The following is a 23,251-nucleotide window of genomic DNA, read 5'->3' on the forward strand; positions in this document are numbered from 1 at the left end:
ACAACCCCGCAAGAGTCCCAGCCGGCGCGCGCCCGGGTCCGCTTCTTCATCGCCAAAATCTTTCCCCGTTCAGTCTGAACGCGAGCGGCGTTAACTCCGTATGGAGAAAATTTCCGCTAGCTGATTTTAAAGCCGGCCCAATCTGCATTATTTACACGACGCAAATTCGACGTTGCGACGGATGCGAAACCGACTCTTTGTTTGTTTCCTGCTAAGGCCGAGCAAGATAGCACATCAGATAGGGCCGTCTCAAGCTCGCATACGCCAATGTCTGACGCCGGACAGTTAAACAATGAAAAACGCATCCACTTGAATTGAAAGGCAAACGATTGCGCGCCGAAGTGCGAACGCTATTGCCCGACCCGCTCCTCCAAAATCGATTCGTCAAGCGATTCGTGAATGTGTTGGTAAATCGCTGCAGCAAGTCCGATCGATACTCCGCCGAACTTCAATCCTCTGATCAATAATCGCAAAAATTTTGAACTGGCGTGCTTTTTCGTAAAGCGTTCGATTCATTTAAATGATTTTGACAACGCACGTGTGGTACAAAAATACCGAAAAGCAAATTCCCAAAAACGATATCGGAACATCGGTCACACGCCTCTCGCTTCAAACGCGGCAAAAAAAATCGAACGGCGCCCTAAAGAAATCCGAAGGGATGCCGTTAGCGCAGTTGGGCAAACCCGGAGCGATCCGGCGACGCAAAACTATAGGGACTCCCCTGCGGGAGTTCGCCAGTTGCCCGCCGTATCCACGGCGGGCCAATCGACAGCGGTTTCAAAAGACCGCGTCAGGAGGCTACATGCAAAAAAATCGGGGAATGGGTGCGGTTGCGGTTGAATTTGCATTTGCATTTGCTGCTTCGGAATCGGCGGAGAAAACCCGCCTCCTGGGCCGAACCGGCAAATGTTTGAAACGGGCCGGACTGATCGCGGGCCTGTTAGTGGGATGCCTGAACGGCACTGCCTTCGCGGCCACCACCACAACCACCAGCGTCGTCGTCCCCTCCTACTTCAACGCCACCAGTAGCGTCGCGAACTGGAACAGTCTCACGACCACGGCGCGCAAAGTGCCGACCACCGCCATTCTGAATCCGAACAGCGGCCCCGGCGTCAAGGAAGATCCGAACTATGCCGCCGCCGTCGCCAAACTGCGCGCCGCGGGCGGCAAGGTACTGGGCTATGTGTCCACGTCTTACGGCAAGCGCTCGCTGTCGGCGGTCGTGACCGACATCAACACCTATGTGGCGCTGTATAAGGTGGACGGCTTCTTCATCGACGAGATGACGTCCGACAGCCAGATGTCGCACATCCAGTTCTACCAGTCGATCTACAACTACATCAAAGGGCTGAACGCCACCTATTCGGTAACGGCCAATCCGGGCACCAACATTCCTGAGTTGTACGCCAGCCTGCCGACGGCCGACCAGTTCGTCGTGTTCGAGAGCACCGCCAAGAGCTACGCGAAATACCAGCCGATGAGCTGGCAGGCCGCCTATCCGAAGAGCCGCTTCGTGCACATGGTGTACGGCGCGACCGCCGCGCAACTGCCGGGCGTCGTGCAATACGCGAAGGCGCACGGCGCGGGCGGCGTGTATGTGACGTCGCTGTCCGGTGGCAATCCGTATAAAGCACTGCCGCCCTACTGGAGCGATGAGGTGACGGACGCCGCCAAGCCTTGATGCGCCAACTCATGGCGGCATGACTCATGCCGCCATGATGCTAGCCGCGGCGGGCGCGATGCGTTTCGTTTCAATGTCCGTCGGTTGAGAACTGTATGTGTTGAGCGCTTTGCCCTGCCGGCGGTTTTCGTCTGCAGGGCTTTTGCGTTGCGCGCGGGGGCGCGTTTTATGGAAGTTTGCCGATAATCGCGCTGCACTCGTCCTTCGTAAAAGCGCGCAGCGTTCGCGTGCGGACGTTGCCGGCCGAGCCCAGCGCGTATCCGAATGACGCGAAGCTCTGCTCGTCGGGTGCTTCGATCAGCGTGACAATGTCATATTCGCCCAACGTCCAGTAGATCTCTTTCATTTCACAGCCAAAGGTCTTGGCTAATTCCGCCGCTTGACCCGCACGCTGCGGGCTGTTTTTGATGTTACGGATTCCCTGATCAGTGAATTGTGCAAGTACCACATACGTCGCCATGACGATTCCCCTTACGATTGACACGAGACGGGATTCAGACGCGCAAGTCGGATCGCGAACGCTATTGCGCCGTTGATGCGCGAAAGCGTTCTGCGCGCAATCCAAGTGTAGGTAATGGCAACGCGCGCCACCGGATGTTTGCTGTGATGCGCGTGACAATCATCTCTCGTGTCGATTCCTCACAAGCGAATGCAACGCCCGGTGAATACACCGGCGCGAGGTCGCGCCGGTTGATCACGGAGGTCGATTCAATGCGTGCGAGGCCGGATAACGATGTCATCTGGAGGCGTCCGATCCGTCGGCGCCTGCGCGGGTAACTCCAGCGCATCGAGGTTCGTGTCGACCCTGTCGAGCATGGCGCGGGCGCGGTGCATATCGAGCGCACCTTCCCATCGCGCCACCACGATGGTCGCCACTCCGTTGCCGATCAGGTTCGTGACCGCTCGCGCCTCGTTGAGAAAGCGGTCGACACCTAACAGCAGCACCAGTCCGGACACGGGGATCTTGTGCATCGAGGCCAGCGTGGCGGCCAGTGCGACGAACCCGGCTCCGGCTACGCCCGCCGACCCTTTGGATGTCAGCAGCAGCACGCCGAGAAGCAGAAGCTGGTCCCAGATCGTCAGGTGGATGTTCAGCGCTTGCGCAACGAACATCGAAGCCATGGTCAGGTAAATCGCCGTACCGTCGGCATTGAACGTATAGCCTGTGGGCAGCACCATCCCGACAACAGGGCGCGAGCAACCCAGCTTCTCCATTTTGATCATCATCTGCGGCAGCACTGCTTCGGTCGAAGCCGTACCGAGCGTAATGAAGATTTCGTCCTTGATGTAGCGGAGATACTTCCACAGCGACAATCCGCTCATTCGCATGACCAGTCCAAGCACGACGACCACGAAGAAAATCGAGGTCAGGTAAAGGCACAGCATCAACTGACCGAACGATGCCAGCGTGCCGATTCCGTACTTCGCGATGGTAAATGCCATGCCGCCAAACGCGCCGACAGGCGCGACATACATCACGATTCGCACGACGCCGAACATGCCCTGAAGGAACATGTCGAGCATGTCGACGAACGGCGCGGTACGTGGACCCAGTTTGGCGAGAGCGATCGCGAACAGCAGCGAAAAGAAAATGATCGGCAGGATATCGCCATTCGCAAACGCGCCGACAACGCTGTTCGGCACGATGCTCATGAAGAACTCGAGCATGCCGTGCTGTTGCGCCGCATGGGTGTAGGTGGAAATCGACGAACTGTCGATATGGGCGGGATCGATGTTCATACCGCTGCCCGGCTTGATGACGTTCACGACAACGAGGCCAACGGCAAGAGCAATCGTCGAGGCAACCTCGAAGTACACGAGCGCCTTGACGCCCACGCGGCCGGCCTCATGAAGATCGTTCATGCGGGCAATACCCACGACAACGGATGCGAAGATGATCGGCGCAAGCAGCATCCGGATCAGTTTGATGAACAGATCGCCCAGTGGTTTGAGTTGAGAACCGATGTCAGGGTAGAAATGGCCGACGAGGACACCGGCAACAATGCCAATCAGAACCTGTACGTAGAGCCTGGAAAGCGATTTTCCAATCTTTGAAACCCGCATGACTGTCTCCTATGCGTGGCATCTTCTAATGAAATTCAGGGTGAGCACTCGCAGCGGCATCCACCACCGCGGTGCGCACGGACCGAATTCTCCGGCGTTCTCTTTGTCTGTTTTTGTGAACGCCACGCCGACACACGTGCCGGCGTGTAGGGTTGCTAATGACTTATGCGGACAGCTTTTGCATCTCGGCAAAGAGATCGGCCTTTCCTTCGAAGCCGATGCCCGGCAGATCGGGCATGGTGATATAGCCGTTGTCCACTTTCACGCCGTCCGGGAAACCGCCGTAGGGCTGGAAAAGGTCCGGATACGATTCGTTGCCGCCCAGCCCGAGGCCGGCGGCGATGTTCAACGACATCTGGTGTCCGCCGTGCGGAATGCAGCGGCTCGGCGACCAGCCGTGCTGATGCAGCATATCGAGCGTGCGCAGATATTCGACGAGGCCATAGCTCAACGCGCAATCGAACTGCAGCCAGTCACGATCAGGACGCATGCCGCCGTAGCGAATGAGGTTGCGAGCATCCTGCATCGAGAACAGGTCTTCGCCGGTCGCCATGGGCTTGTCGTAGTAATTGCGAAGCGTGGCCTGCAATTCGTAGTCGAGCGGATCGCCCGGTTCTTCGTACCAGAACAGGTCGTATTGCGAGAGCGCTTTGGCGTACTGGATCGCCGTGTCGAGATCGAAGCGGCCATTGGCGTCGACAGCAAGTTTCTGTCCGTCACCCAGCACGCTCAGAATCGAGTCGATGCGGCGCAGATCTTCATCGAGCGAAGCACCGCCGATTTTCTTCTTCACGACCGTATAGCCCCGGTCAATGTAGCTGCGCATTTCGTCTTTCAGCTTTCCATGGTCCTGGCCGGGATAGTAGTAACCGCCCGCCGCATAAACGAAAATCTTGCGGTCCGGTTGCCCATTACCGTAGCGGTCAGCCAGCAACTGAAACAGCGGCTTGCCTTCGATCTTCGCCACCGCGTCCCAGATTGCCATGTCGATGGTGCCGATCGCCACCGAGCGTTCGCCATGGCCGCCCGGCTTTTCATTCGTGAACATGGTGGCCCAGATCCTGTGCGGATCGAGGTTGTCGCCGGCGTCGTTGACGAGCGTGGTGGGATCGGCTTCGAGAATGCGCGGAATGAAGCGCTCGCGCATCAGCTTGCCCTGGCCGTAGCGGCCATTGGAATTGAAGCCGTAACCGACTACCGGCTTTCCGTCGCGCATGACATCCGTCACCACGGCGACGAGGCTCAGCGTCATCTTGCTGAAGTCGATGTAGGCATTGCGGATTGGGGAACTGATCGGAACGGTTTTTTCGCGGATTTCAACGATTCTCATCGCGGGGTCTCCTGAGTTTTGGGCACGTATTGCATGCGTCAGGCTGCAATGGAAACTAGCTTATCCGCGAAACGCCGCGCTAGAATTCGCCTAAATTCATTTCATTTTTTACTTTAGGCGAATAACCAGAGTGGCCACTGACCCGGCATCCGATTTCGAGTTTTTCATCCTCCTTGCCAGACTGAAAAGCCTGTCGGGCGCGGCGCGCGCGCTCGACCTCACCCCGCCGGCGGCAACCAAACGTCTGGGGCTGATCGAACAGAAACTGGGCGCGCGACTGGTCAACAGAACCACGCGCAGCGTCAGCCTGACGCCGGAAGGCGAGACCTATCTGCACTATGCCGCGCAGATCGTCGGGCAGATCCGGCAGATGGAAGACGAGATATCCGGGACTCGGTCGGACCCTCATGGCCTGTTACGGATCAATGCCACGCTGGGTTTCGGGCGCACGACCATCGCGCCGCTCGTGTCTGACTTCGCGAAGCGCTTTCCGAATGTCGAAATCCAGTTTGAAGTCACCGACCGGCCCATCGACCTCGTGGAAGAAGCATTCGACATGGCGATCCGCTTCGGCGAGCTTCCCGACAGCCGGCTTAGCGCGCGGCGCATCATGAGCAATCGCCGTTTTCTTTGCGCCTCGCCCAAATACCTCGAACGCTTTGGGACACCGGAACGCGTGGAGGACCTCGTTCGGCACCGTTGCATCATTCATCGGCAGAACGACGATGCCTATGGCGTCTGGCGATATATGCAGGGCGACCACACCGAAGCGCTGAAAGTCAAAGGAGCGCTGTCGAGCAATGACGGCGATATCGTGCTGCGGTGGGCGCTCGACGGGCACGGCATATTGATCCGCTCCGAATGGGATCTGGCGAAGTACGTTCAGAGCGGCAGATTAAAACTCGTCTTGCCGGAAACGGTACTGCCCTCGGCCGATCTGTTTGTCTACTATCCCAGCCAGCGGAACCAGACCGCGCGCGCACGGGCATTCATCGACTTTCTGATCGATCACTTTCAGGCGCCGTTCATCCCCGTTGAAACTGGCGCCTTGATCTACGCTCAAAAGAAGAAAACAGGCCGTAAGCCATGAGCCGTGCGCCGCAGCGGTGTGACTTTGTCTTTCAGAAAGGCTGAGGCACACGGAAGGATGATGCGCCAGAAGGCGCAACGCACCCACCCGCGATTCTGGGCGGCGCGCCACATGCCGGGTCTGGGCACACCTATTGCTCTATTCCGCTCGCCGGCAAATAACCCGTCAAGGCACGCAGTGCCCACAACGAGTCGCCGTTTCTCATGATCAATCCAGCAATCCACCGGTGGGAGGCCCCATGCTTCGATACGCTGCAATCTTCTTCATTATCGCAATCATCGCCGCAGTATTCGGCTTTGGCGGCATTGCCGCAGGCGCGACGGAAATCGCCAAGATCCTGTTCTTCATCTTCGTGGTGATCTTCCTCGTCACCTTGCTGATGGGCGTGATGCGACGCTGATGAGCGCCTAGTCCGTTTAGGCGGAAACACCCCTATCCCGGCGCGAGAATCAGCACTACGTTGCAATACTTGCCACACGGTATTGCAATTATTGCTGCCCGTGCCGGGGTTCTTCCCTGGATTTCTTCCCTCCTTCCTCCACCCACCGCCCCCCCTGCTCTGCAATAGCGCCAGAACTGCTTTGATTCTGAACTTTAATTGGTTCGCTTGCGTGAGCGCTTTCGCTACATTGAACGTCCAGATCAAGATCGATCACAAGGACAATCAATGGCACTGGTTCGGGGTTTTGCATTCTTCGCGGCGGCACACCAATCGCCCGCTCGCCGCGCGCGCGTTCTGCGCAAGTCCATGACGGCAGCAGTGGCCGCGCTCGCGCTGTGCTTCGTTGGCAGCACGCAGGCTGCGCCGCTTGCCGAACTGAAGCTCGACTACGCGTATTACTCGCCGGAAAGCCTCGTCATCAAGCGCAACGGCTGGCTGGAACAGGAGTTCGCCGCCGACCATACCCCGGTCAAATGGGTGCTCAGCCTCGGCAGCAACCGCGCGCTCGAGTATCTGAACAGCGGCGCGATCGATATCGGCTCGACGGCGGGTCTGGCCGCCGTTCTCGGCAAGGCGAACGGCAATCCGATCCGCGCCGTCTATATTTTTTCGCGCCCCGAGTGGACCGCGCTCGTCGTGCGCAAGGACTCTTCGATCAAGAGTCTCGCCGACCTGAAAGGCAAGAAGATCGCCGCAACCAAGGGCACCGACCCGTTCCTCTTCACGTTGCGCGCGCTGCATACGGCGGGACTGTCGCGCGACGACGTCGAACTCGTGAATCTCCAGCATCCGGATGGCCGCACCGCCCTTGCCAATGGACAGGTCGACGCATGGGCCGGTCTCGATCCGCACATGGCCGCCGCGCAGGTGGACGACGGCGCGCGCCTCTTGTACCGGAACGTCGACTTCAATACGTGGGGCTTCCTGAACGCGCGCGAGGACTTCATCCGCGAACATGGGGACGCGCTCGCCCGCGTGCTGAAGGTGTATGAGAAGGCGCGCGTGTGGATCGCCGCGCATCCCGACGACACGGCGAAGATCGTCTCCGAAGAATCGAAGGTGTCGCTCGCGGTCGCGAAGCTGCAACTCAGCCGTAACGACTTCAGCCACCCGCAGCCCGGCGCGCAGCAGATCGCCGCGCTCAAAGCCGCGGCGCCGATTCTCGTCGATGAGCAACTGGTGAAGAGCGGCACGGATCTCAACCAGGTCATCGACGCGTTGATCGATCCGAAAATCGCCCAACCCGTCATCGCGTCCGCTAACACCAACGCGAAATAATGCGCTCAATACGAATCTCCCAAGCAGTCAGTGCATGCACCGGCGGTGGCAACCATGGCCGCCACTGAAGAGACGCTCGCGCTTGCGAGCCGCGCTTCGCAACGGCTGTCCGCGAACGAGCCAGTGCTGGATCAGCGCACCCGCGACCCGTTGCGCCCGTGGCGCTATGCCGGGCTTGCGCTGCCGGTTCTGTTTCTCGCAGCGATCGAAGCGCTGGTCCGGTCGTCCGTGTTGCCGGCGCATCTCGTGCCCGCGCCGAGTTCTATCGTAGAAACGCTGTGGGAACTCGGCGGCACACGCCTCGCGCGGCATGTCGGCGCGAGCATCGCGCGGGTGTGCGCAGGCTTTGCGCTCGGCTCCGCGTTCGCATTGCTGATCGGCGCGGCCATGGGGCTGAGCCGCCGCGTCGATGCACTGCTCGACCCCGCGTTTCAGGCGCTGCGCGCGATTCCTTCGCTCGCCTGGGTGCCGATCCTTTTGCTCTGGATGGGTATCGACGAAGCGCCCAAAATCACGCTGATCGCGATCGGCGCATTCTTTCCAGTGCAGCTTGGCGTCGTGGCCGGCATACAGGGCGTCGACCGCAAGCTGATCGAGTTCGGTGAAGTCAACCGGCTGACGCGACGCGCGCTGTTCACACGCATCCTCCTGCCCGCGTCGATGCCGCAGATTTTCACGGGCTTGCGTACCGGCCTGAGCCTTGCGTGGATGTTCATGGTTGCCGCGGAGCTGATCGCCGCGACACGCGGACTCGGCTATCTGCTGAGCGACGGGCGCGAGACTGGCCGGCCTGATCTCGTCTTCGGCGCGATCCTGCTGCTCGCGCTGCTCGGCAAACTGAGCGACGGCGCCTTCAAGGCGATCGAGACGCGCATGCTGTCCTGGCGCGACGCACGCAATGGGCCGGGAGACGCACAATGAGCCACGCTCCCGCCCCCATGCTCGAAGTGCGCGGGCTGACCCGGCGCTTCGGGCAACGCACGGTGTTCGAACAGGTATCGTTTGAAGTGGCTCGCGGTGAGATCGTCAGTCTGGTCGGCCCCAGCGGATGTGGAAAAAGCACGCTGCTTCGCGCGATTGCAGGCCTCGATCCGGACACCGCCGGTTCGGTGCTGCTTGAGAAGCAATCGCAGCGCGGACCTTCCGGGAAGATCGGCGTGATCTTTCAGGAGCCCCGGCTGCTGCCGTGGCTAAGCGTTGCCGACAATATCGCGTTCGCCGCCGGACCGCGAAAGGGACACGATCCACGCGTCGATGCGCTGCTCGCCGAGGTCGGCTTGCCAGGCATTCGCGATGCGCTGCCCAAGCGGCTGTCGGGCGGCATGGCGCAACGCGTGGCGCTGGCGCGCGGCCTGTTCGCGGAGCCCGACCTGCTGCTGCTCGACGAGCCGTTCAGCGCCGTCGACGCGATCACGCGCTCACGCTTGCAACACGTCCTGCTTTCGTTGACGCACGCACACAGGACAGCCGCGCTGCTGGTCACCCACGATCTCGACGAAGCGCTTTATCTCTCCGACCGCGTGCTGTTGTTGTCGCCGCCTGGTGATGGGTGCCCGAGCCGCATCACGCGTGAGATCCACATCGCTGCACCGCGCCCTCGAAACTTGCGCGATCCTGCGCTGGACGCGCTGCGCGATGATTTGCTCGAAGGAATCGCGCACAGCGGGCTGACAGTCGACGATTAAAGCCCGATCAAATTGACGATTCGTCGCGCCGATACATTTAGATCGTTGTGAGCTGCGCCTCGCCAGCCATTGACTCACGCTCGGCGCGTCCTAGCGTTCACGCCGCTCGCGCAATCTGCGCCCGCGCACTCAATCGATGCGACCAGTTGGCGAGCGTGCGCGTCGCCACCGGCGGCTTGCTCAGGATCGCGCTGTCGTACCGCTTGCCGTCGAAGCGCACGAAATCGACGATACGAAACCCCTGGCCACGATAAAATGCGATCAGATGCGCGGCCGGTTGCGGCGTATCGAGCGCAAGCTCGGCATAACCTCGCGTCGCGGCCCAATGGTCGGCGAATGCGATCAGCAAGGTGCCGATCCCTCGCGCCTGCCACACCGGCTCGACGGCGAACTGCCGCAAGCTGGCGATATCGTCGCGACGGTAAAGCTCGCAGGCCGACTCACGGTCCAGGGCATAGAGCGTCATCGTACCGACGATGCGTCCGTCGCATACCGCCACATAGCAATCGCCGCGCGTTGCGCGCAGGCGTGTCGTCTCGACGGTCTGATCGACACAAGTGCAATTGAGGCCCATCGCGCCGAGCGGCGTGAAAGCGCGATGCAACATTGCCGTCAGCGCAACGAACGAATCGCGCGCCGGATCGAAGCGGCGCAATTCGACACGGCCCACGCCGTGACACACGTAATCGATACGAACGGATTGTTGCGTCGTTGCACGTCGCTTCACGTTGAGCACCTCGCGGTATCAGGATGCCCGAAGTGTAGATTTCGAGTGGGTGCGTCTCAAGAAAAAATGTCGTAAAAACTCACATGGGAGCGCTGAATGGCGCACTAGCCCGCAGCCGACGCAAGCTGTGGCTCGCCTTCGCGCAAGCCGAGATGCAATTCCTCGCAGAGGAATGTTTGCAAAGTCTGCACGGCCGCCGCCTGCGCGCCGGAAACCTCCCGCATGAAGAGCCCGAAGTCCGCCGTGGGCGCATCGGGCAAACCCTCGGCATGGCCGAGCACGCGCATCGACTCCGAGCGGATGTTGCCGTCGAGCAGCACCGATACGCCAAGCCCGGCTTCGACGGCGGATTGCACGGCCGGCAAGCTGGTGCTCGTGCACACGATGCGCCACGCGATCCCCGCGCGCCGTAGCGCCGTCAGCACCTGCTGCTGCCACAGACACGCGTCGCCGAATGCCACCACCGGCAACGGCGCCCGCGCGTCGCGGCCAAAGCCGCGCGCGCCGACCCAGAAGAGGGGCTGCGTCCACGTAAGAAGCGGCGCGGCGTCGACCAGCGCGGGATCGCCGACCACCACGTCGAGGCTGCCGTCCGCGAGCCGGTTCGACAATGCCGCACTGCTGTCGACCACGATTTCCAGCGCCACTTGCGGGTATGCGATCGAAAAACGCCGCAATGCCCGCGGCAAACGGCCGACCGCGATGTCCTCCAGCATACCGAGTCGCACGGTGCCGGACACTTGCCCGGCGCCCAACGCGCGGCGTGCGTCGGCACCCGCGCCGAGGATCGTGTGAGCATAGGGCAGCAACAGATGCCCGGCTTCGGTGAGCTGCACGCCGCGCGGCGAGCGGTCGAGCAAACGCTGCCCCAGTTCTTCTTCGAGCCGGCGCAACTGCATGCTCACCGCCGCCTGGGTACGCGCGAGCCGCGCCGCCGCCACACCCACCGCGCCCGTCTCCGCCACGGTGACAAAGGTGCGCAGCAGGCTGCTGTCGAGATCTCGGGTCATAAAAGTTCTTGAAGTCGGCATAAGAAATATCAACTTATCTTAATACCGCACGCACCGATAAGATAGGGTCAACAGATTCCATCGAGCGGCACACCGACGACCATGCAGGACACGACTATTCAATCCCCGCTGAATTCCTCGCAGAACAACGTGAAGCCGGCCCGCGCCGCCGCCGGGGCGGCGTTGCTGTGCGTGCTGTCGATGTCGAGCGTGCAATTCGGCGCCGCCCTCTCCGCACCGACGATGGCCGCGTACGGTTCGCTCAGCACCACGTGGCTGCGCCTGTGCTGGGCGGCGCTGGTGCTCGCGCTGCTGGTGCGCCCGCGCTTCAGAAGCTACTCGCGTTCGCACTGGATGGCCGCCGGCGCGCTCGGCGCGGCGATGGCCGGCATGACGTTGTGCTTCTTCACGGCGCTCCAGCGCATTCCGCTAGGGCTTGCCGTCGCGATCGACTTTCTCGGGCCGCTCGCAGTGGCGACCTTCGCGGTGCGCCGCGCGCGAGCATTGCTTTGGCCCGCGCTGGCGATTGCCGGTGTGATACTGCTTTCGCGCGATCGCGCCGGCTGGATCGGCGAACCGCTCGGCGTGCTGCTCGCGTGCGCCGCGGCGCTCGGCTGGGGCAGCTATATCGTGTTGATGAAAAAGACCGGCACCCTATTCGCGGGACTCGAAGGACTATCGGTGTCGTTGATCGCCGCCGCACTCGTGGCCACGCCTTTCGGACTTGCGCAAAGCGGGCTGCACGTCGCGGGCGCCCAGGTCGCGGCGACGGCGGGCCTCGCGATACTGGTCCCGCTGCTGCCGTACGCGCTCGAAATGGTGGCATTGCGGCACATGCCGGCCGGTTCATTCGGGATCCTGATGAGTGTCGAACCGGCAATCGGCGCGTTAGCGGGCTTCGTCGTGCTGAATCAGGCGATGGGGGTATTGCAGATCGCGGGTTCGCTGCTGGTGGTCACTGCAAGTGTCGGCGCCGTGGTCGCAAGCCGCTGATCGGAAGCGCAGGACAGCGGCACGCGCGGCTGCACTCCGCGCTCCGCTCAGGCGATGTTTTCCGCTTCGTAGAGACGCCGGCCCGCGGCATCCTTCGCGCCGAGGATCGGCTCGAAATCGATTGGCCACTCAATGCCAATGTCGGGATCGCGCCACAGGATGCAGCGCTCCAGTTCGGGAAACCAGTATTCCGTGGTCTTCCACAAACACTCGGCGACGTCGGACAGCACCACGAAACCGTGCGCAAAGCCCGGCGGCACCCAGATCTGGCGGTGGTTGGCCGCGCTCAGATGCGCCCCACACCACTTGCCGAAATTCGGCGAATTGAGCCGTACGTCCACGGCGACGCCGAACACTTCGCCCACGACGACCCGCATGAGCCGCCCTTGAGGACGCTGCACCTGATAGTGCAGCCCGCGCAATACGCCATGCACCGCGCTCGAATGCCGGTCCTGCACAAACTGGAAAGCTTGCGAGACGTCACAGTTAAACTCGTCCTCGCTAAAGCTCTCGAAGCAGAAGCCGAATTCGTCGCAAAACACCTCGGGCTCGATGAGCTTGACCTCCGGCAATGCCGTCGCGATCACCTTGTTGCCCATTGCCGCTGTACTCGTAAGAAGCTAGACCGGCGAAAACGCGGCCGTGATGGCGGCCGCGTCCAATTCGCATAAGGCGCGCGGCTAATGGCGCAGCCGCATTCACCAACACTACGCCTGCGTCACGACGCGGCTGCGGGCGCGATATTCCGTTGGAGATAACGCCATGCGCTTGCGGAAGATTTTCGCCAGACGATCGCCATTACCCGTACCACTGCGGCGCGCGATCTTGTCGACCGGTAATTCGGTCTCGGTCAGGAAGTTGCAGGCAATGCGCAGGCGTATCTGCAAGAGATAGTCCGACGGGGTGACCTGCATTTCGTGCTTGAAACGCCGCAGGAAATTGCGCTCGCTCATCGCCGCCACCTGCGCGGCGTCCGCCACCGAAACCGGACGGTCGCAATTCGCCTCCATCCACCGCGCCGCGGCACGGATTTTTTCGGCCACGCTGAGCGTGCCGCCTTCAGCCGGCAACGGCACCCAGGTGGCGGCCATGCCGGGCATCACACGGTCGGCGACGCTGCGGGCGAGCTCGGCGCCAAGATCACGCTTGATGAACATGAGCGCGCTGCGCGCACAGTCATGCCGATCATTCGATGCGCTCAGTGCGGAGTCGTTGGTCACGCTGTTCAGATAGCGGTTCACCTGCGGTCCGTCGTGATCCGACGGGCAGGCCGCTTCCAGAACGAGCCGACCTTCACCGATCGTTTCGATCGCGCGAGTGCGCGATTGCACCGCGCGCAGCCAGCCGAGCACGCGCTCGTCGCGCGCGGCCACATGCGCACCGTAGCCGCCGGCGATAAACAGTACGTCGAAGCCGCTGCCGAAACGCGCGTCGATTCGGTCAGTCCAGATGCGCGCCGAAGAGGAACTGGCGACGCTGCCGCCGTCCATTGAAAGGAATTGCACTTCGTAAGGCTGTTCTTCGCCAGCGCGTGACGCGGTGAGTTCATTGGCGGTCTGGAACATCTCCACCACCGTGCCCGGCCCCAGAAGCCAGAAGCCGTCGAAAAGCAACACGCCGATTCGCCGCGTCGCATTACGCGCGCTCAGTGTCGGCGTATGCAGCCAGGTGATCCTCGCAGTATCAAGGTGCATGTGCGGCATGATATTTCCCCAGGCTGTCGTACATTGTGGACCCCGATCCCGTTAGCGGCCGATATGAACGGAATGATTATGACGAGGAAGATTTCGGACAACGCCACTTAACGGATTAAGCGTGATGTTAGCCGAACCCCTCGCTATAGTAAATTTGAAAAACAAATACTATCGAAAAACGGAATGTATGAAGAAAACAGTTATCGGGTGTTTGATATGAGGCACGCTGGTCGTATCGGATCCGCTGCCAATCGCTGCGGCACTGAACTTTGGCTCCAGCGCCGGAAGTGGCTACCAGACGACCTTTTCGGTCATCGTGGCGTATCGCTCACGCCCCTGTCAAGCAAGCTGTTTTGTGACTTACGTATGTCGCAGCCACATTCAAAAGTGTTTCAAACCTGAAATCCAAACCTCGCAGATAATGACCGTTCCATAGCACCTTCATTCGCAAATCGGGAATTTAACGGCCACCTCGATGCAACCGGTCGTTATTTATCCGTTCAACTTCGATTTAAGGTTTTTCAGCGCATTTCCCGAACGGCTAAAAATGTTTCTATATTGAAACATCGGGTCGGTTAAAAGTATGACTTAATCGATATTTGCAGCGCGCGGCGGTCGGAACTCTGGCGGACGCAGGGCCGGTGCGGTGCGCACGTTCCTTAAACAAAGTTTCATCCACGGATCGCACACTTTAAGGATTTCCTCGGCATGGCCGCGACATAATTCCTGCACCGTGATAGTTGCACAAGGAGCCTGGACATGTCGCGCCCCATGAGCATTGAAAGAGTCAACGAATATGGTCAGAACGCGGTTCGCATCGCCGTCGAAGGCGGCGTCGTACTGCTCGAGGTGGCCGATCTGGACGCGGTGATCGAACACCTCGGCGTCTTGCGCGCCGCCATGCGCCCGGAAGTGCCCACGGAGCCGTTGCGCACCCACCAGTATGTGATCGAGATCGACCCGTGCTGGCACACCGAAAAGCATCCGCTGCACGACGGCGCAGTGCTGTTCCTGCGTCATTCCGGTCTCGGCTGGGCCGGTTTCGCGCTGCCAGCCGAAAACCTCGCCAAATTGCATCACGCGCTCACGCGCCACCTGGAAGACTCGCTGGCAACCCACGGCATGCTCAACTGAAGCATCCGCGCGCGGGGGTTTGTTGCGCGTCGCGCAGCACTGCGTTTCAGATCACGCGCGCACCGCGCCATGCAGCCCCCCACTTCGGACGCAACCCGGCTGCCGTCACTTTCATTCAAGCCTCTTCCATAAGCGCGGCCTCGTCTGCGCGCTTTCTCCTTGCTTAGTTTTGCTGATCTTTATTTCCGGAACCGGAAGCAGTCCGCGCACGCAGTTCATGAACATTGCACGAAATTAAAAAAGACTTAATGCACCTAGCAGCGCGGATTTATCCACCATCGCCGATGATGCATCCATCGCCCCTCTCTACCGTTCCAACATGAACCAGCTACAAGCGATGCGTGTCTTCATTCGGGTAGTCGATCTCGCCAGCTTCAATCTCGCGGCGAGACAGTTAGGTATATCCGCGGCGGCGGTCACGCGCAGCGTCGGCACCCTGGAAGCGCATCTGAACATGCGTTTGCTGAACCGCACCACGCGCAGTCTTTCGCTGACGGACGTGGGGCGCGAATATCTCGACGGTTGCCGCGCGATCATCGAAAAGCTCGACGAAATGGAATCCAGTCTGCTTGAAACCACGCGCGACCCCCAAGGCACATTACGGATCGCCACGCCACTGACCTTCGCCACCACGGGGCTGGGCGCGCTACTGGCCGCTTACCGCGCGCTGCATCCACGCGTGGACTTCGACGTGACCACGTTCGATACGCACATCGATCTCGTGGAAGGCGGCTTCGACGTGTGCTTCTCCGACGACCGGCGCCTCGCCAATTCCAGCCTGGTCAGCCGCACACTCACCAGCGTCGACGAGCTCACCGTTGCCTCGCCCACCTATCTCGCACGCAACGGCACGCCTCGCGATCCCGCGGCGCTGAACCGGCACGGTCTGCTGACCGTGTCCGACGGTTCGTCGCGAGCCTGGGAGTTCGCGGATGCCGACGGCATCTATCGCGTCAGCACCGGCAGTGCGCTCACCGCCACCAGCAGCGCGATGGTGCGTGCGGCTGCGCTCAACCACATGGGCATCGCGTTGCTGCCCATGCCGATCATCGCGGACGATCTCGCGCGCGGCGCGTTGATTCCGGTGCTCGAACAGTTCGAGATCAACGGCGGCTCGCGCCACGTGTCGATTCTCTACTCCGGCCGTAATTACCTTTCGATGCGCGTGCGCACCTTCATCGACTTCGCGGTCGGCCAGTATCGCGCGCCGGACCGCCCGGTCGCCCTGCGCGCGGTCGCCTGAATCGGGTCCGCGCATCATGCCGAGAATATTGACGATTGAAGACGACGAATTGATCGCTCACGACATCGTTCGCACGCTCAGCGCGAGCGGCTTTTCCGTCGATGTGGCGCGCACGGGCCGGGAAGGCATGGCCAAAGCAATGGCAGGCGACTACGACGTCGTGACGCTCGATCGCATGCTGCCCGATCTCGACGGCTTGACGATCGTCGCGACCATGCGCGGCGTGGGCATGGAAACGCCCGTGCTGGTGATGAGCGCGATGTCCGATGTCGATCAGCGCATACAGGGCCTGCGAGCCGGCGGCGACGACTATCTGACCAAGCCATTCTCGCCCGAGGAAATGTTCGCGCGCGTCGAGGTGCTGTTGCGGCGGCGCCCACGTCATGCGAAAGCTGAAACCATGCTGCGCAACGGCGCGCTGGAGCTGGACCTGGTACGCCGCAAAGTCACCCACCGCCAGCGCGAACTCGATCTGCAACCCACTGAATTCCGTGTACTCGAATTCATGATGCGCCACACCGGCCAGGTGCTCACCCGCACGATGATTTTCGAAGCCGTATGGGGTTGCCGCTTCGACCCGGGCACCAACCTGATCGACGTGCACGTGGGGCGTTTGCGCAAGAAAGTTGAAATGCCCGGCGAGCGCCCGTTGATTCGCACGATTCGCGGCTCAGGTTATCTGTTCGGCTGACCGACACCTTCCCGTTTTCACAGACAGGCATTAGCGCTGCATGCAGCGCTAATGCCGTTTGCGCAGGCCTATCGAGGCAATCGCCGGTCAAACGCCGCTTCCTAAAACTAGTTTCATCTGTTTAGCCCGCGCCTGTTAGGCCTCGCTCCCCAGAATGCCGTTACCGGAGCGCGCCAACGGCGCGAGTCCTCTTGCCACACTCCCGCGCAGATTCAATCGCGTCTTTGAACGGAGCAGCCTTCGATGTTGAAAATAGTCCGGTTAGCGTTGACCCGGCCCTACACGTTCATCGTGCTCGCGATGCTGATCCTGTTGATCGGCCCGCTTGCCGCGTTGCGCACGCCGACGGATATCTTTCCCGACATCCGCATTCCCGTGATCAGCGTGGTGTGGAATTACGCCGGCCTGCAACCGGACGACATGTCCGGGCGCATCGTCACCTATTACGAACGCACGCTCGGCACCACCGTCAACGACATCGCCCATATCGAGTCGCAGTCGTTTCGCGGCTACGGCATCGTGAAGATATTCTTCCAGCCGACCGTGGATATCCGCACCGCCACCGCGCAGGTGACTTCCGTCTCGCAGACCGTGCTCAAGCAAATGCCGCCCGGCACCACGCCGCCACAGATCCTGAACTACAACGCTTCCACCGTGCCGGTGCTGCAACTGGCGCTGACCAGCAATACGCTCGACGAACAGAAACTCGCCGACTACGCGACCAATTTTATTCGCCCGCAATTGCTGAGCGTACCGGGCGTGGCGATTCCGACGCCGTACGGCGGCAAGACGCGTGAAGTGCAGATCGATCTGGATCCGCAGGCCTTGCAGGCGAAGAAACTTTCGGCAAACGACGTTGCCACCGCACTCGCGCAGCAGAATCAGATCATTCCGGCGGGCACCGAGAAGATCGGCCGCTTCGAATACAACATCAAACTGAACAACAGTCCGCTCGCGCTCGACGAACTGAACGCGCTGCCGATCAAGACGGTGGACGGCGCCACGATCTATATCCGCGACGTGGCGCACGTGCGCGACGGCTATCCGCCACAAGGCAACGTGGTGCGCGTGGACGGACACCGCGCGGTCCTGATGAGCATCCTCAAGAACGGTTCCGCTTCCACGCTGGACATCATCTCCGGCGTGAAGGCACAACTGCCGCGTATCGAGGCCACGTTGCCAGCGGGACTCAAACTCGTCACGATGGGCGATCAATCGACCTTCGTGAAAGGCGCCGTGAGCGGTGTGGCGCGCGAGGGCGTGATCGCCGCCGCGCTCACCTCGCTGATGATCCTGCTGTTTCTCGGCAGTTGGCGCTCCACGCTGATCATCGCGGCATCGATCCCGCTTGCCGTGCTGGCGGCGATTGCCGGACTCGCGGCAATGGGCGAGACGCTCAATGTCATGACGCTGGGCGGCCTTGCATTGGCCGTCGGCATTCTGGTCGACGATGCCACCGTTACGATCGAAAACATCAATTGGCATCTGGAGCAAGGCAAGGACGTCAAGAGCGCGATTCTCGACGGCGCCGCGCAGATCGTCGCGCCCGCGTTCGTGTCGCTGCTGTGCATCTGCATCGTGTTCGTGCCGATGCTGCTGCTCGATGGCATTGCGCGCTTCCTGTTCGTGCCGATGGCCGAGGCCGTGATCTTCGCCATGATCGCGTCCTTCATCCTTTCGCGCACCTTCGTGCCGATGATGGCGCAATACCTGCTGCGCGCGCATGCGTCGGGCGGCCACGCTTCCGGCGAACTGGCCGCGACGATGGCCCCGCATGGCGGCGATGCCCACGCGGCGCCCTCGCGAAATCCGCTGGTGCGCTTCCAGCGCGGCTTCGAACATCGCTTCGAACGCGTGCGCGGCGTTTATCGGATCGTGCTCGGCCTCGCGCTCACCCATCGCAAGCGCTTCGTGACGGGCTTTCTGATCGTGGTCGGAGCGTCGTTCCTGCTCGCTCCGTGGCTCGGCCGCAATTTCTTCCCGGACATCGACTCCGGCGAAATCGCCATTCACGTGCGGGCGCCGGTCGGCACGCGGATCGAAGATACCGCGGCGCAATTCGATCTGATCGAAAACGCGGTGCGCCGCGCCATTCCACCAGACCAGTTGCGCAGCATCATCGACAACATCGGCTTGCCGAACAGCGGCATCAACCTGACCTATAACAATAGCGGCACGATCGGCCCGCAAGACGGCGACATTCTGATTTCGCTGAACGAAAATCATCGCCCCACCGCGGACTTCGTGCGCGCGTTGCGTGAAACCTTGCCACGCCAGTTCCCGGGCACGACGTTTGCATTTCTGCCGGCCGATATCGTCAGCCAGATTCTGAATTTCGGCGCACCCGCGCCAATCGATCTGCAGGTTGCGGGCCCGAACCAGGCCGCCAATCACCAGTACGCAAGCGAAGTGCTGCGCCGCATGCGCATGATTCCCGGCATTGCCGATACCCGTATGCAACAGGCGTCGACATATCCGCAATTCACCGTCTCAGTGGATCGTTCGCGCGCCGATCAGCTCGGCATCACCGAACAGGATGTCACCAACTCCGTGGTGGCGAGCCTGTCCGGCACGAGTCAGGTATCGCCGACGTACTGGCTCAATCCGAAGAACGGTGTGTCATACCCGATCGTCGCGCAGACGCCGCAATATCGCATGACGTCTCTATCGAATCTGAACAATCTGCCCGTCACGGGCAAGAGCGGCCAGGCGCAGATTCTCGGCGGCATTGCGACGATTACACGCGGGGTGGGCAATGCGGTGGTCTCGCACTACGACATCGAACCGCTCTACGACGTGTTCGCGACAACGCAAGGTCAGGATCTCGGCGCCGTGGCGGCGAAGATCCAGCACATTCTGCGCTCGACCGCGAACGACGTGCCCAAGGGTTCCATCGTCACGCTGCGCGGCCAGGTCCAGACGATGAATAGCGCGTTCCTCGGTCTGTCGCTAGGTCTGGTCGGCGCGATTGTGCTGATCTATCTGCTGATCGTCGTGAACTTCCATTCATGGAGCGACGCGTTCGTGATCGTCACCGCATTGCCGGCGGCTCTGGCCGGCATTGTGTGGATGTTGTTCGCCACGCACACGCCGCTCTCGGTGCCTGCGTTGACCGGCGCGATTCTCTGCATGGGCGTGGCGACCGCCAACAGCATTCTGGTCGTGAGCTTCGCGCGTGAGCGGCTGGCCATTAACGGCAATGCCCTCGTCGCGGCCATGGAAGCGGGCTTCACGCGCTTTCGCCCGGTCCTGATGACCGCGCTGGCGATGATCATCGGCATGGCGCCCATGGCGCTCGGTCTCGGCGATGGCGGCGAACAGAACGCGCCGCTCGGCCGCGCCGTGATCGGCGGCCTGCTTTGCGCAACGTTCGCCACGCTGCTGTTCGTACCCGTCGTTTTCAGCATCGTGCACCGGCGCGACGCCGCGGTTCACCGCCCCTCTCCAGACCCCTCTTCTTCCGAACCCGGAGTGCATCATGTCCACTGAGATCGAGATCAATTCGCCGAAACGGCTGCGTCACCTGAAGCTCGCCGGTATCGTCGCGCTGCTGGCGGCGGCGGGCGTCGTGGCAAGCGGCATTGCCAGCCGCGTGCATGCGAAGCAGGAACTGACCACCTGGTCGGCCCAGCAAGCCGTGCCCACCGTGGTGGCCTATACCCCGAAGCACGATCTCGCCGCACCGACGCTGGTGCTGCCAGGCCGCCTGTCCGCCTTCGTCAACGCGCCGATCTATGCGCGCGTGTCGGGCTATCTGCATGCGTGGTACGCGGACATCGGCACGCATGTCAGAGCCGGTCAGTTGCTTGCCGACATCGATACACCCGATCTCGATCAGCAATTGCAGCAGGCGCGTGCCGACTTGCAGAACTCGGTGGCCAACGAAAAACTCGCGGCGTCCACCGCGCGCCGCTGGACGCAGATGTTGCAGCAGGACTCCGTCTCGCAGCAGGAAGCGGATGAAAAGACCAGCGATCTCGTCGCCAAACAGGCGACCGTCGCCGCCAACGAGGCCAACGTGCGGCGCCTCGAAGCGCTCGAATCCTTCAAGCGTATTACGGCGCCGTTCGACGGAATCGTCACCGCCCGCACGACAGACATCGGCGCGCTCATCAATGCGGGCGGCGGCAATGGGCCCGAGCTGTTCTCGGTGTCCGACGCGCGCCGGCTGCGCGTCTACGTGAGTGTGCCGCAAGATGAAGCGGCCGCCATCCAGCCCGGCATGAACGCCACGCTGACCGTTCCTGAGCGTCCGGGCGTGAAATTCGATGCGAAGCTGGTCGACACGGACGACGCCATCACGCCCTCTTCGGGCACCCTGCTCGTCCAGCTCGCGGTCGACAATCACGACGGCGTCCTGATCCCCGGCGAGTACACCGAGGTGCACTTCGCCTTGCCGGCCAATGCGCACGCGTTGTCGATTCCGGCGAGTTCGTTGATCTTCCGGCAGAACGGTTTGCAGGTCGCCGTGGTCGGCAAGGACAATCGCGCGCTACTCAAACCCGTATCGATCGCGACCGATCTCGGCACGCATGTGGAAATCGCATCGGGTTTGAATGCCACTGATCGCGTGATCGACAATCCGCCCGACTCCATCGCGTCGGGTGATGAAGTGCGCCTGCAGAGCACCGCAAGCGGCACGAGCGGCACGAGCGACACTGCCCTGGCGGGCCGGCGCGCGACGGAGAGCACCCATGGATAAACGCCGTCTATGCATGGCACTGGCGGCCGCGGCGATGCTGAGCGGCTGCTCGTTCGCGCCGACCTATCACACGCCGGCGACCAGCATCCCGGCGACGTTCAAGGAAAGCGGCCCCTGGCAACTCGCTCGCCCCGCCGACCGGGTGCCGCGCAATGCATGGTGGAGCGTGTATCGGGACCCCGTGCTCGACCGCCTCGAAAAACAGGTGGCGGCCGCCAATCCGGACGTGGCTGCGGCCATGGCGCGCCACGACGAAGCCACGGCCTACCTCGCGCAAGCCCGGTCGGGTTTGTTCCCGACGATCGGCGCCGAAGCGTCCGTCGAACGTCAGCGCCAGTCGGATAACCGGCCGCTGCGTGGCGCGGGACAACCTTCCGCGTACGGCGCCAATACCGTCGATGTCGGCATCGCCTACGACCTCGACCTGTGGGGAAAAATTCGCAATGAAGTTGCCGCCGGACGCGCAGCGATGCAAGCCAGCGAGGCCGATCTGGAATCTGTACGCCTCAGCCTGCAGGCGAACCTCGCGAGTGCCTATTTCAACTTGCGAGGACTCGACGCCCAACAGCAACTGCTCGGCGATACGATCGACACTTATCAGCGTGCTCTCAAGCTCACGCTAAGCCGGCACGCCGGCGGCATCGCGTCGGACCTCGACGTGTCGCGCGCGCAGACACAGCTCGACACGGCGCGCGCGTCCGCCGACGACATCGCCGCGCGGCGCGCGCTCTACGAACACGCCATCGCGAGCCTGACCGGCGCACCCGCACCGAACTTCACGCTCGGCGCCGCGGCCGGTTCGGCTTACCTGCCGTCCATTCCGACCGGCGTGCCGGCGGCGCTTCTGCAACGGCGGCCCGACATCGCCGCGGCCGAACGACGCGTTGCCCAGGCGAACGCGCAGATCGGCGTCGCCAAAGCCGCGTTTTTCCCGGATATTTCGCTCGGCCTCGACGGCGGCTATCAGAGCGACACGCTCTCGCCCTGGCTCATGGCGCCAAACGAAATCTGGTCGGTCGGGCCGAGCCTCGTGTTCACGCTGTTCGACGGTGGCCGCCGGGCCGCGATGACCGAGCAGGCTCGCGCCAGGCTCGCGGAGAATGGCGCGAAGTACAAGGCCACCGTGCTGCTCGCTTTCCAGCAAGTCGAAGACAGCCTCGCGCAACTGCACCATCTCGGCGACGAAGCCACGCAACAGAACGCGGCGCTCATCGCCGCGCAACGCACCTTGACGCTTTCAATGTCGCGCTATCGGGACGGTGTCGTCAGCTATCTGGACGTGGTGACCGCGCAGACCACCGAACTCAACACGCAGATCGCCGCGCTGAACCTCGATACGCGGCGTTTGCAGGCTTCCGTGCGGCTGATCGAAGCATTGGGCGGCGGCTGGTCGGCCGAGGGCGTCAGCAGCCCGCATGACAATGGAGCAACGCAAGTGCGAGTGCAGGCTGCCAGGGTAAGCGTTGCCGGCGCCACGAGTTGACGCG

The 23,251-nt window shown here is 61.8% G+C and carries 20 protein-coding genes and 1 riboswitch; of the genes, 13 read left to right on the forward strand and 7 right to left on the reverse strand.

Translation table 11 applies throughout. The features are described 5' to 3' along the window. Positions 1 to 666: 666 nt before the first annotated feature. Positions 667 to 746, forward strand: a riboswitch (cyclic di-GMP riboswitch). A gap of 56 nt (positions 747 to 802) precedes the next feature. After that, a complete protein-coding gene (locus tag BLW71_RS08855; protein ID WP_091795226.1) occupies positions 803 to 1,681 on the forward strand; it encodes a spherulation-specific family 4 protein in 879 nt (292 codons plus the stop codon). A 166-nt stretch (positions 1,682 to 1,847) separates the two neighbouring features. Here BLW71_RS08855 and BLW71_RS08860 read toward each other — a convergent pair whose 3' ends face one another. The 3 genes from BLW71_RS08860 to BLW71_RS08870 all read right to left on the reverse strand — a co-directional run bounded on the left by BLW71_RS08860 (position 1,848) and on the right by BLW71_RS08870 (position 5,075). Then, a complete protein-coding gene (locus BLW71_RS08860) occupies positions 1,848 to 2,141 on the reverse strand; it encodes a GYD domain-containing protein (RefSeq protein WP_091795229.1) in 294 nt (97 codons plus the stop codon). Positions 2,142 to 2,389: 248 nt separating this feature from the next. Then, positions 2,390 to 3,745: a C4-dicarboxylate transporter DctA gene (gene dctA / locus BLW71_RS08865; protein ID WP_091795232.1), complete on the reverse strand. Its 1,356-nt coding sequence runs from the start codon at positions 3,743 to 3,745 to the stop codon at positions 2,390 to 2,392. Positions 3,746 to 3,908: 163 nt separating this feature from the next. Beyond that, the gene (locus BLW71_RS08870; RefSeq protein ID WP_091795236.1) at positions 3,909 to 5,075 is read right to left on the reverse strand and encodes a mandelate racemase/muconate lactonizing enzyme family protein; all 1,167 of its coding nucleotides are present in this window, start codon (positions 5,073 to 5,075) and stop codon (positions 3,909 to 3,911) included. A 130-nt stretch (positions 5,076 to 5,205) separates the two neighbouring features. On the opposite strand from BLW71_RS08870, the gene BLW71_RS08875 reads away from it, so the two are divergent. From BLW71_RS08875 to BLW71_RS08895, 5 genes are all read left to right on the forward strand, one after another. Beyond that, complete coding sequence (locus BLW71_RS08875) at positions 5,206 to 6,165, forward strand: LysR family transcriptional regulator (RefSeq protein ID WP_091795239.1); 960 nt, start codon at positions 5,206 to 5,208, stop codon at positions 6,163 to 6,165. 238 nt (positions 6,166 to 6,403) lie between these two features. Beyond that, a complete protein-coding gene (locus tag BLW71_RS08880) occupies positions 6,404 to 6,565 on the forward strand; it encodes a DUF1328 domain-containing protein (RefSeq protein ID WP_091795242.1) in 162 nt (53 codons plus the stop codon). A gap of 267 nt (positions 6,566 to 6,832) precedes the next feature. Next, positions 6,833 to 7,885, forward strand: a complete 1,053-nt coding sequence (locus BLW71_RS08885; RefSeq protein WP_091795245.1) for an aliphatic sulfonate ABC transporter substrate-binding protein — start codon at positions 6,833 to 6,835, stop codon at positions 7,883 to 7,885. Positions 7,886 to 7,939: 54 nt separating this feature from the next. Then, positions 7,940 to 8,806 (forward strand): ABC transporter permease, encoded by an 867-nt coding sequence (locus BLW71_RS08890; RefSeq protein ID WP_091795248.1) that lies wholly within the window; start codon positions 7,940 to 7,942, stop codon positions 8,804 to 8,806. Further along, positions 8,803 to 9,570: an ABC transporter ATP-binding protein gene (locus BLW71_RS08895; RefSeq protein ID WP_091795250.1), complete on the forward strand. Its 768-nt coding sequence runs from the start codon at positions 8,803 to 8,805 to the stop codon at positions 9,568 to 9,570. Before BLW71_RS08890 ends, BLW71_RS08895 begins: the two co-directional genes overlap by 4 nt. 97 nt (positions 9,571 to 9,667) lie before the next feature. Here the strand turns inward: BLW71_RS08895 and BLW71_RS08900 are convergent, their stop codons facing one another. Together BLW71_RS08900 and BLW71_RS08905 are read right to left on the reverse strand one after the other, a co-directional pair. After that, a complete protein-coding gene (locus BLW71_RS08900) occupies positions 9,668 to 10,297 on the reverse strand; it encodes a GNAT family N-acetyltransferase (RefSeq protein ID WP_091800638.1) in 630 nt (209 codons plus the stop codon). A gap of 104 nt (positions 10,298 to 10,401) precedes the next feature. Further along, positions 10,402 to 11,307 (reverse strand): LysR substrate-binding domain-containing protein, encoded by a 906-nt coding sequence (locus BLW71_RS08905; RefSeq protein ID WP_091795253.1) that lies wholly within the window; start codon positions 11,305 to 11,307, stop codon positions 10,402 to 10,404. Between the two features lie 102 nt (positions 11,308 to 11,409). On the opposite strand from BLW71_RS08905, the gene BLW71_RS08910 reads away from it, so the two are divergent. Further along, positions 11,410 to 12,300 (forward strand): EamA family transporter, encoded by an 891-nt coding sequence (locus BLW71_RS08910; RefSeq protein WP_091795256.1) that lies wholly within the window; start codon positions 11,410 to 11,412, stop codon positions 12,298 to 12,300. A gap of 47 nt (positions 12,301 to 12,347) precedes the next feature. Here BLW71_RS08910 and rfbC read toward each other — a convergent pair whose 3' ends face one another. Then, the gene (rfbC, locus tag BLW71_RS08915; protein WP_091795259.1) at positions 12,348 to 12,899 is read right to left on the reverse strand and encodes a dTDP-4-dehydrorhamnose 3,5-epimerase; all 552 of its coding nucleotides are present in this window, start codon (positions 12,897 to 12,899) and stop codon (positions 12,348 to 12,350) included. A 108-nt stretch (positions 12,900 to 13,007) separates the two neighbouring features. Next, positions 13,008 to 14,003 carry a GlxA family transcriptional regulator gene (locus BLW71_RS08920; protein ID WP_091795262.1) on the reverse strand — a complete coding sequence of 332 codons (996 nt, stop codon included), beginning with the start codon at positions 14,001 to 14,003 and terminating at the stop codon, positions 13,008 to 13,010. 750 nt (positions 14,004 to 14,753) lie between these two features. Here BLW71_RS08920 and BLW71_RS08925 point away from each other — a divergent pair. The 6 genes from BLW71_RS08925 to BLW71_RS08950 all read left to right on the forward strand — a co-directional run bounded on the left by BLW71_RS08925 (position 14,754) and on the right by BLW71_RS08950 (position 23,247). Next, entirely contained in the window at positions 14,754 to 15,128 is a 375-nt protein-coding gene (locus BLW71_RS08925; RefSeq protein ID WP_091795265.1) for a hypothetical protein, read from the forward strand. Between the two features lie 319 nt (positions 15,129 to 15,447). Then, positions 15,448 to 16,371: a LysR family transcriptional regulator gene (locus tag BLW71_RS08930; RefSeq protein ID WP_091795269.1), complete on the forward strand. Its 924-nt coding sequence runs from the start codon at positions 15,448 to 15,450 to the stop codon at positions 16,369 to 16,371. A 16-nt stretch (positions 16,372 to 16,387) separates the two neighbouring features. Continuing rightward, a complete protein-coding gene (locus BLW71_RS08935; protein WP_091795272.1) occupies positions 16,388 to 17,062 on the forward strand; it encodes a response regulator transcription factor in 675 nt (224 codons plus the stop codon). 243 nt (positions 17,063 to 17,305) lie between these two features. Then, on the forward strand, positions 17,306 to 20,551 hold the full coding sequence (locus tag BLW71_RS08940) for an efflux RND transporter permease subunit (RefSeq protein WP_091795275.1): 3,246 nt from the start codon (positions 17,306 to 17,308) through the stop codon (positions 20,549 to 20,551). After that, positions 20,541 to 21,764, forward strand: a complete 1,224-nt coding sequence (locus BLW71_RS08945; protein WP_091795278.1) for an efflux RND transporter periplasmic adaptor subunit — start codon at positions 20,541 to 20,543, stop codon at positions 21,762 to 21,764. The genes BLW71_RS08940 and BLW71_RS08945 overlap by 11 nt, the downstream gene beginning before the upstream one ends. Further along, entirely contained in the window at positions 21,757 to 23,247 is a 1,491-nt protein-coding gene (locus tag BLW71_RS08950) for an efflux transporter outer membrane subunit (protein ID WP_091795281.1), read from the forward strand. Before BLW71_RS08945 ends, BLW71_RS08950 begins: the two co-directional genes overlap by 8 nt. Positions 23,248 to 23,251: the final 4 nt, after the last annotated feature.

Origin of the sequence: Burkholderia sp. WP9, from assembly GCF_900104795.1 — a bacterium.
GTDB lineage: Bacteria > Pseudomonadota > Gammaproteobacteria > Burkholderiales > Burkholderiaceae > Paraburkholderia.

Bases quoted from the DNA above. Each gene is read 5' to 3' on its own strand.
- BLW71_RS08855 (WP_091795226.1), top strand. From the start codon at position 803: ATGCAAAAAAATCGGGGAATGGGTGCGGTTGCGGTTGAATTTGCATTT.
- BLW71_RS08860 (WP_091795229.1), bottom strand. From the start codon at position 2,141: ATGGCGACGTATGTGGTACTTGCACAATTCACTGATCAGGGAATCCGT.
- dctA (WP_091795232.1), bottom strand. From the start codon at position 3,745: ATGCGGGTTTCAAAGATTGGAAAATCGCTTTCCAGGCTCTACGTACAG.
- BLW71_RS08870 (WP_091795236.1), bottom strand. From the start codon at position 5,075: ATGAGAATCGTTGAAATCCGCGAAAAAACCGTTCCGATCAGTTCCCCA.
- BLW71_RS08880 (WP_091795242.1), top strand. From the start codon at position 6,404: ATGCTTCGATACGCTGCAATCTTCTTCATTATCGCAATCATCGCCGCA.
- BLW71_RS08885 (WP_091795245.1), top strand. From the start codon at position 6,833: ATGGCACTGGTTCGGGGTTTTGCATTCTTCGCGGCGGCACACCAATCG.
- BLW71_RS08890 (WP_091795248.1), top strand. From the start codon at position 7,940: ATGGCCGCCACTGAAGAGACGCTCGCGCTTGCGAGCCGCGCTTCGCAA.
- BLW71_RS08895 (WP_091795250.1), top strand. From the start codon at position 8,803: ATGAGCCACGCTCCCGCCCCCATGCTCGAAGTGCGCGGGCTGACCCGG.
- BLW71_RS08905 (WP_091795253.1), bottom strand. From the start codon at position 11,307: ATGACCCGAGATCTCGACAGCAGCCTGCTGCGCACCTTTGTCACCGTG.
- BLW71_RS08910 (WP_091795256.1), top strand. From the start codon at position 11,410: ATGCAGGACACGACTATTCAATCCCCGCTGAATTCCTCGCAGAACAAC.
- rfbC (WP_091795259.1), bottom strand. From the start codon at position 12,899: ATGGGCAACAAGGTGATCGCGACGGCATTGCCGGAGGTCAAGCTCATC.
- BLW71_RS08920 (WP_091795262.1), bottom strand. From the start codon at position 14,003: ATGCCGCACATGCACCTTGATACTGCGAGGATCACCTGGCTGCATACG.
- BLW71_RS08925 (WP_091795265.1), top strand. From the start codon at position 14,754: ATGTCGCGCCCCATGAGCATTGAAAGAGTCAACGAATATGGTCAGAAC.
- BLW71_RS08930 (WP_091795269.1), top strand. From the start codon at position 15,448: ATGAACCAGCTACAAGCGATGCGTGTCTTCATTCGGGTAGTCGATCTC.
- BLW71_RS08935 (WP_091795272.1), top strand. From the start codon at position 16,388: ATGCCGAGAATATTGACGATTGAAGACGACGAATTGATCGCTCACGAC.
- BLW71_RS08940 (WP_091795275.1), top strand. From the start codon at position 17,306: ATGTTGAAAATAGTCCGGTTAGCGTTGACCCGGCCCTACACGTTCATC.
- BLW71_RS08945 (WP_091795278.1), top strand. From the start codon at position 20,541: ATGTCCACTGAGATCGAGATCAATTCGCCGAAACGGCTGCGTCACCTG.
- BLW71_RS08950 (WP_091795281.1), top strand. From the start codon at position 21,757: ATGGATAAACGCCGTCTATGCATGGCACTGGCGGCCGCGGCGATGCTG.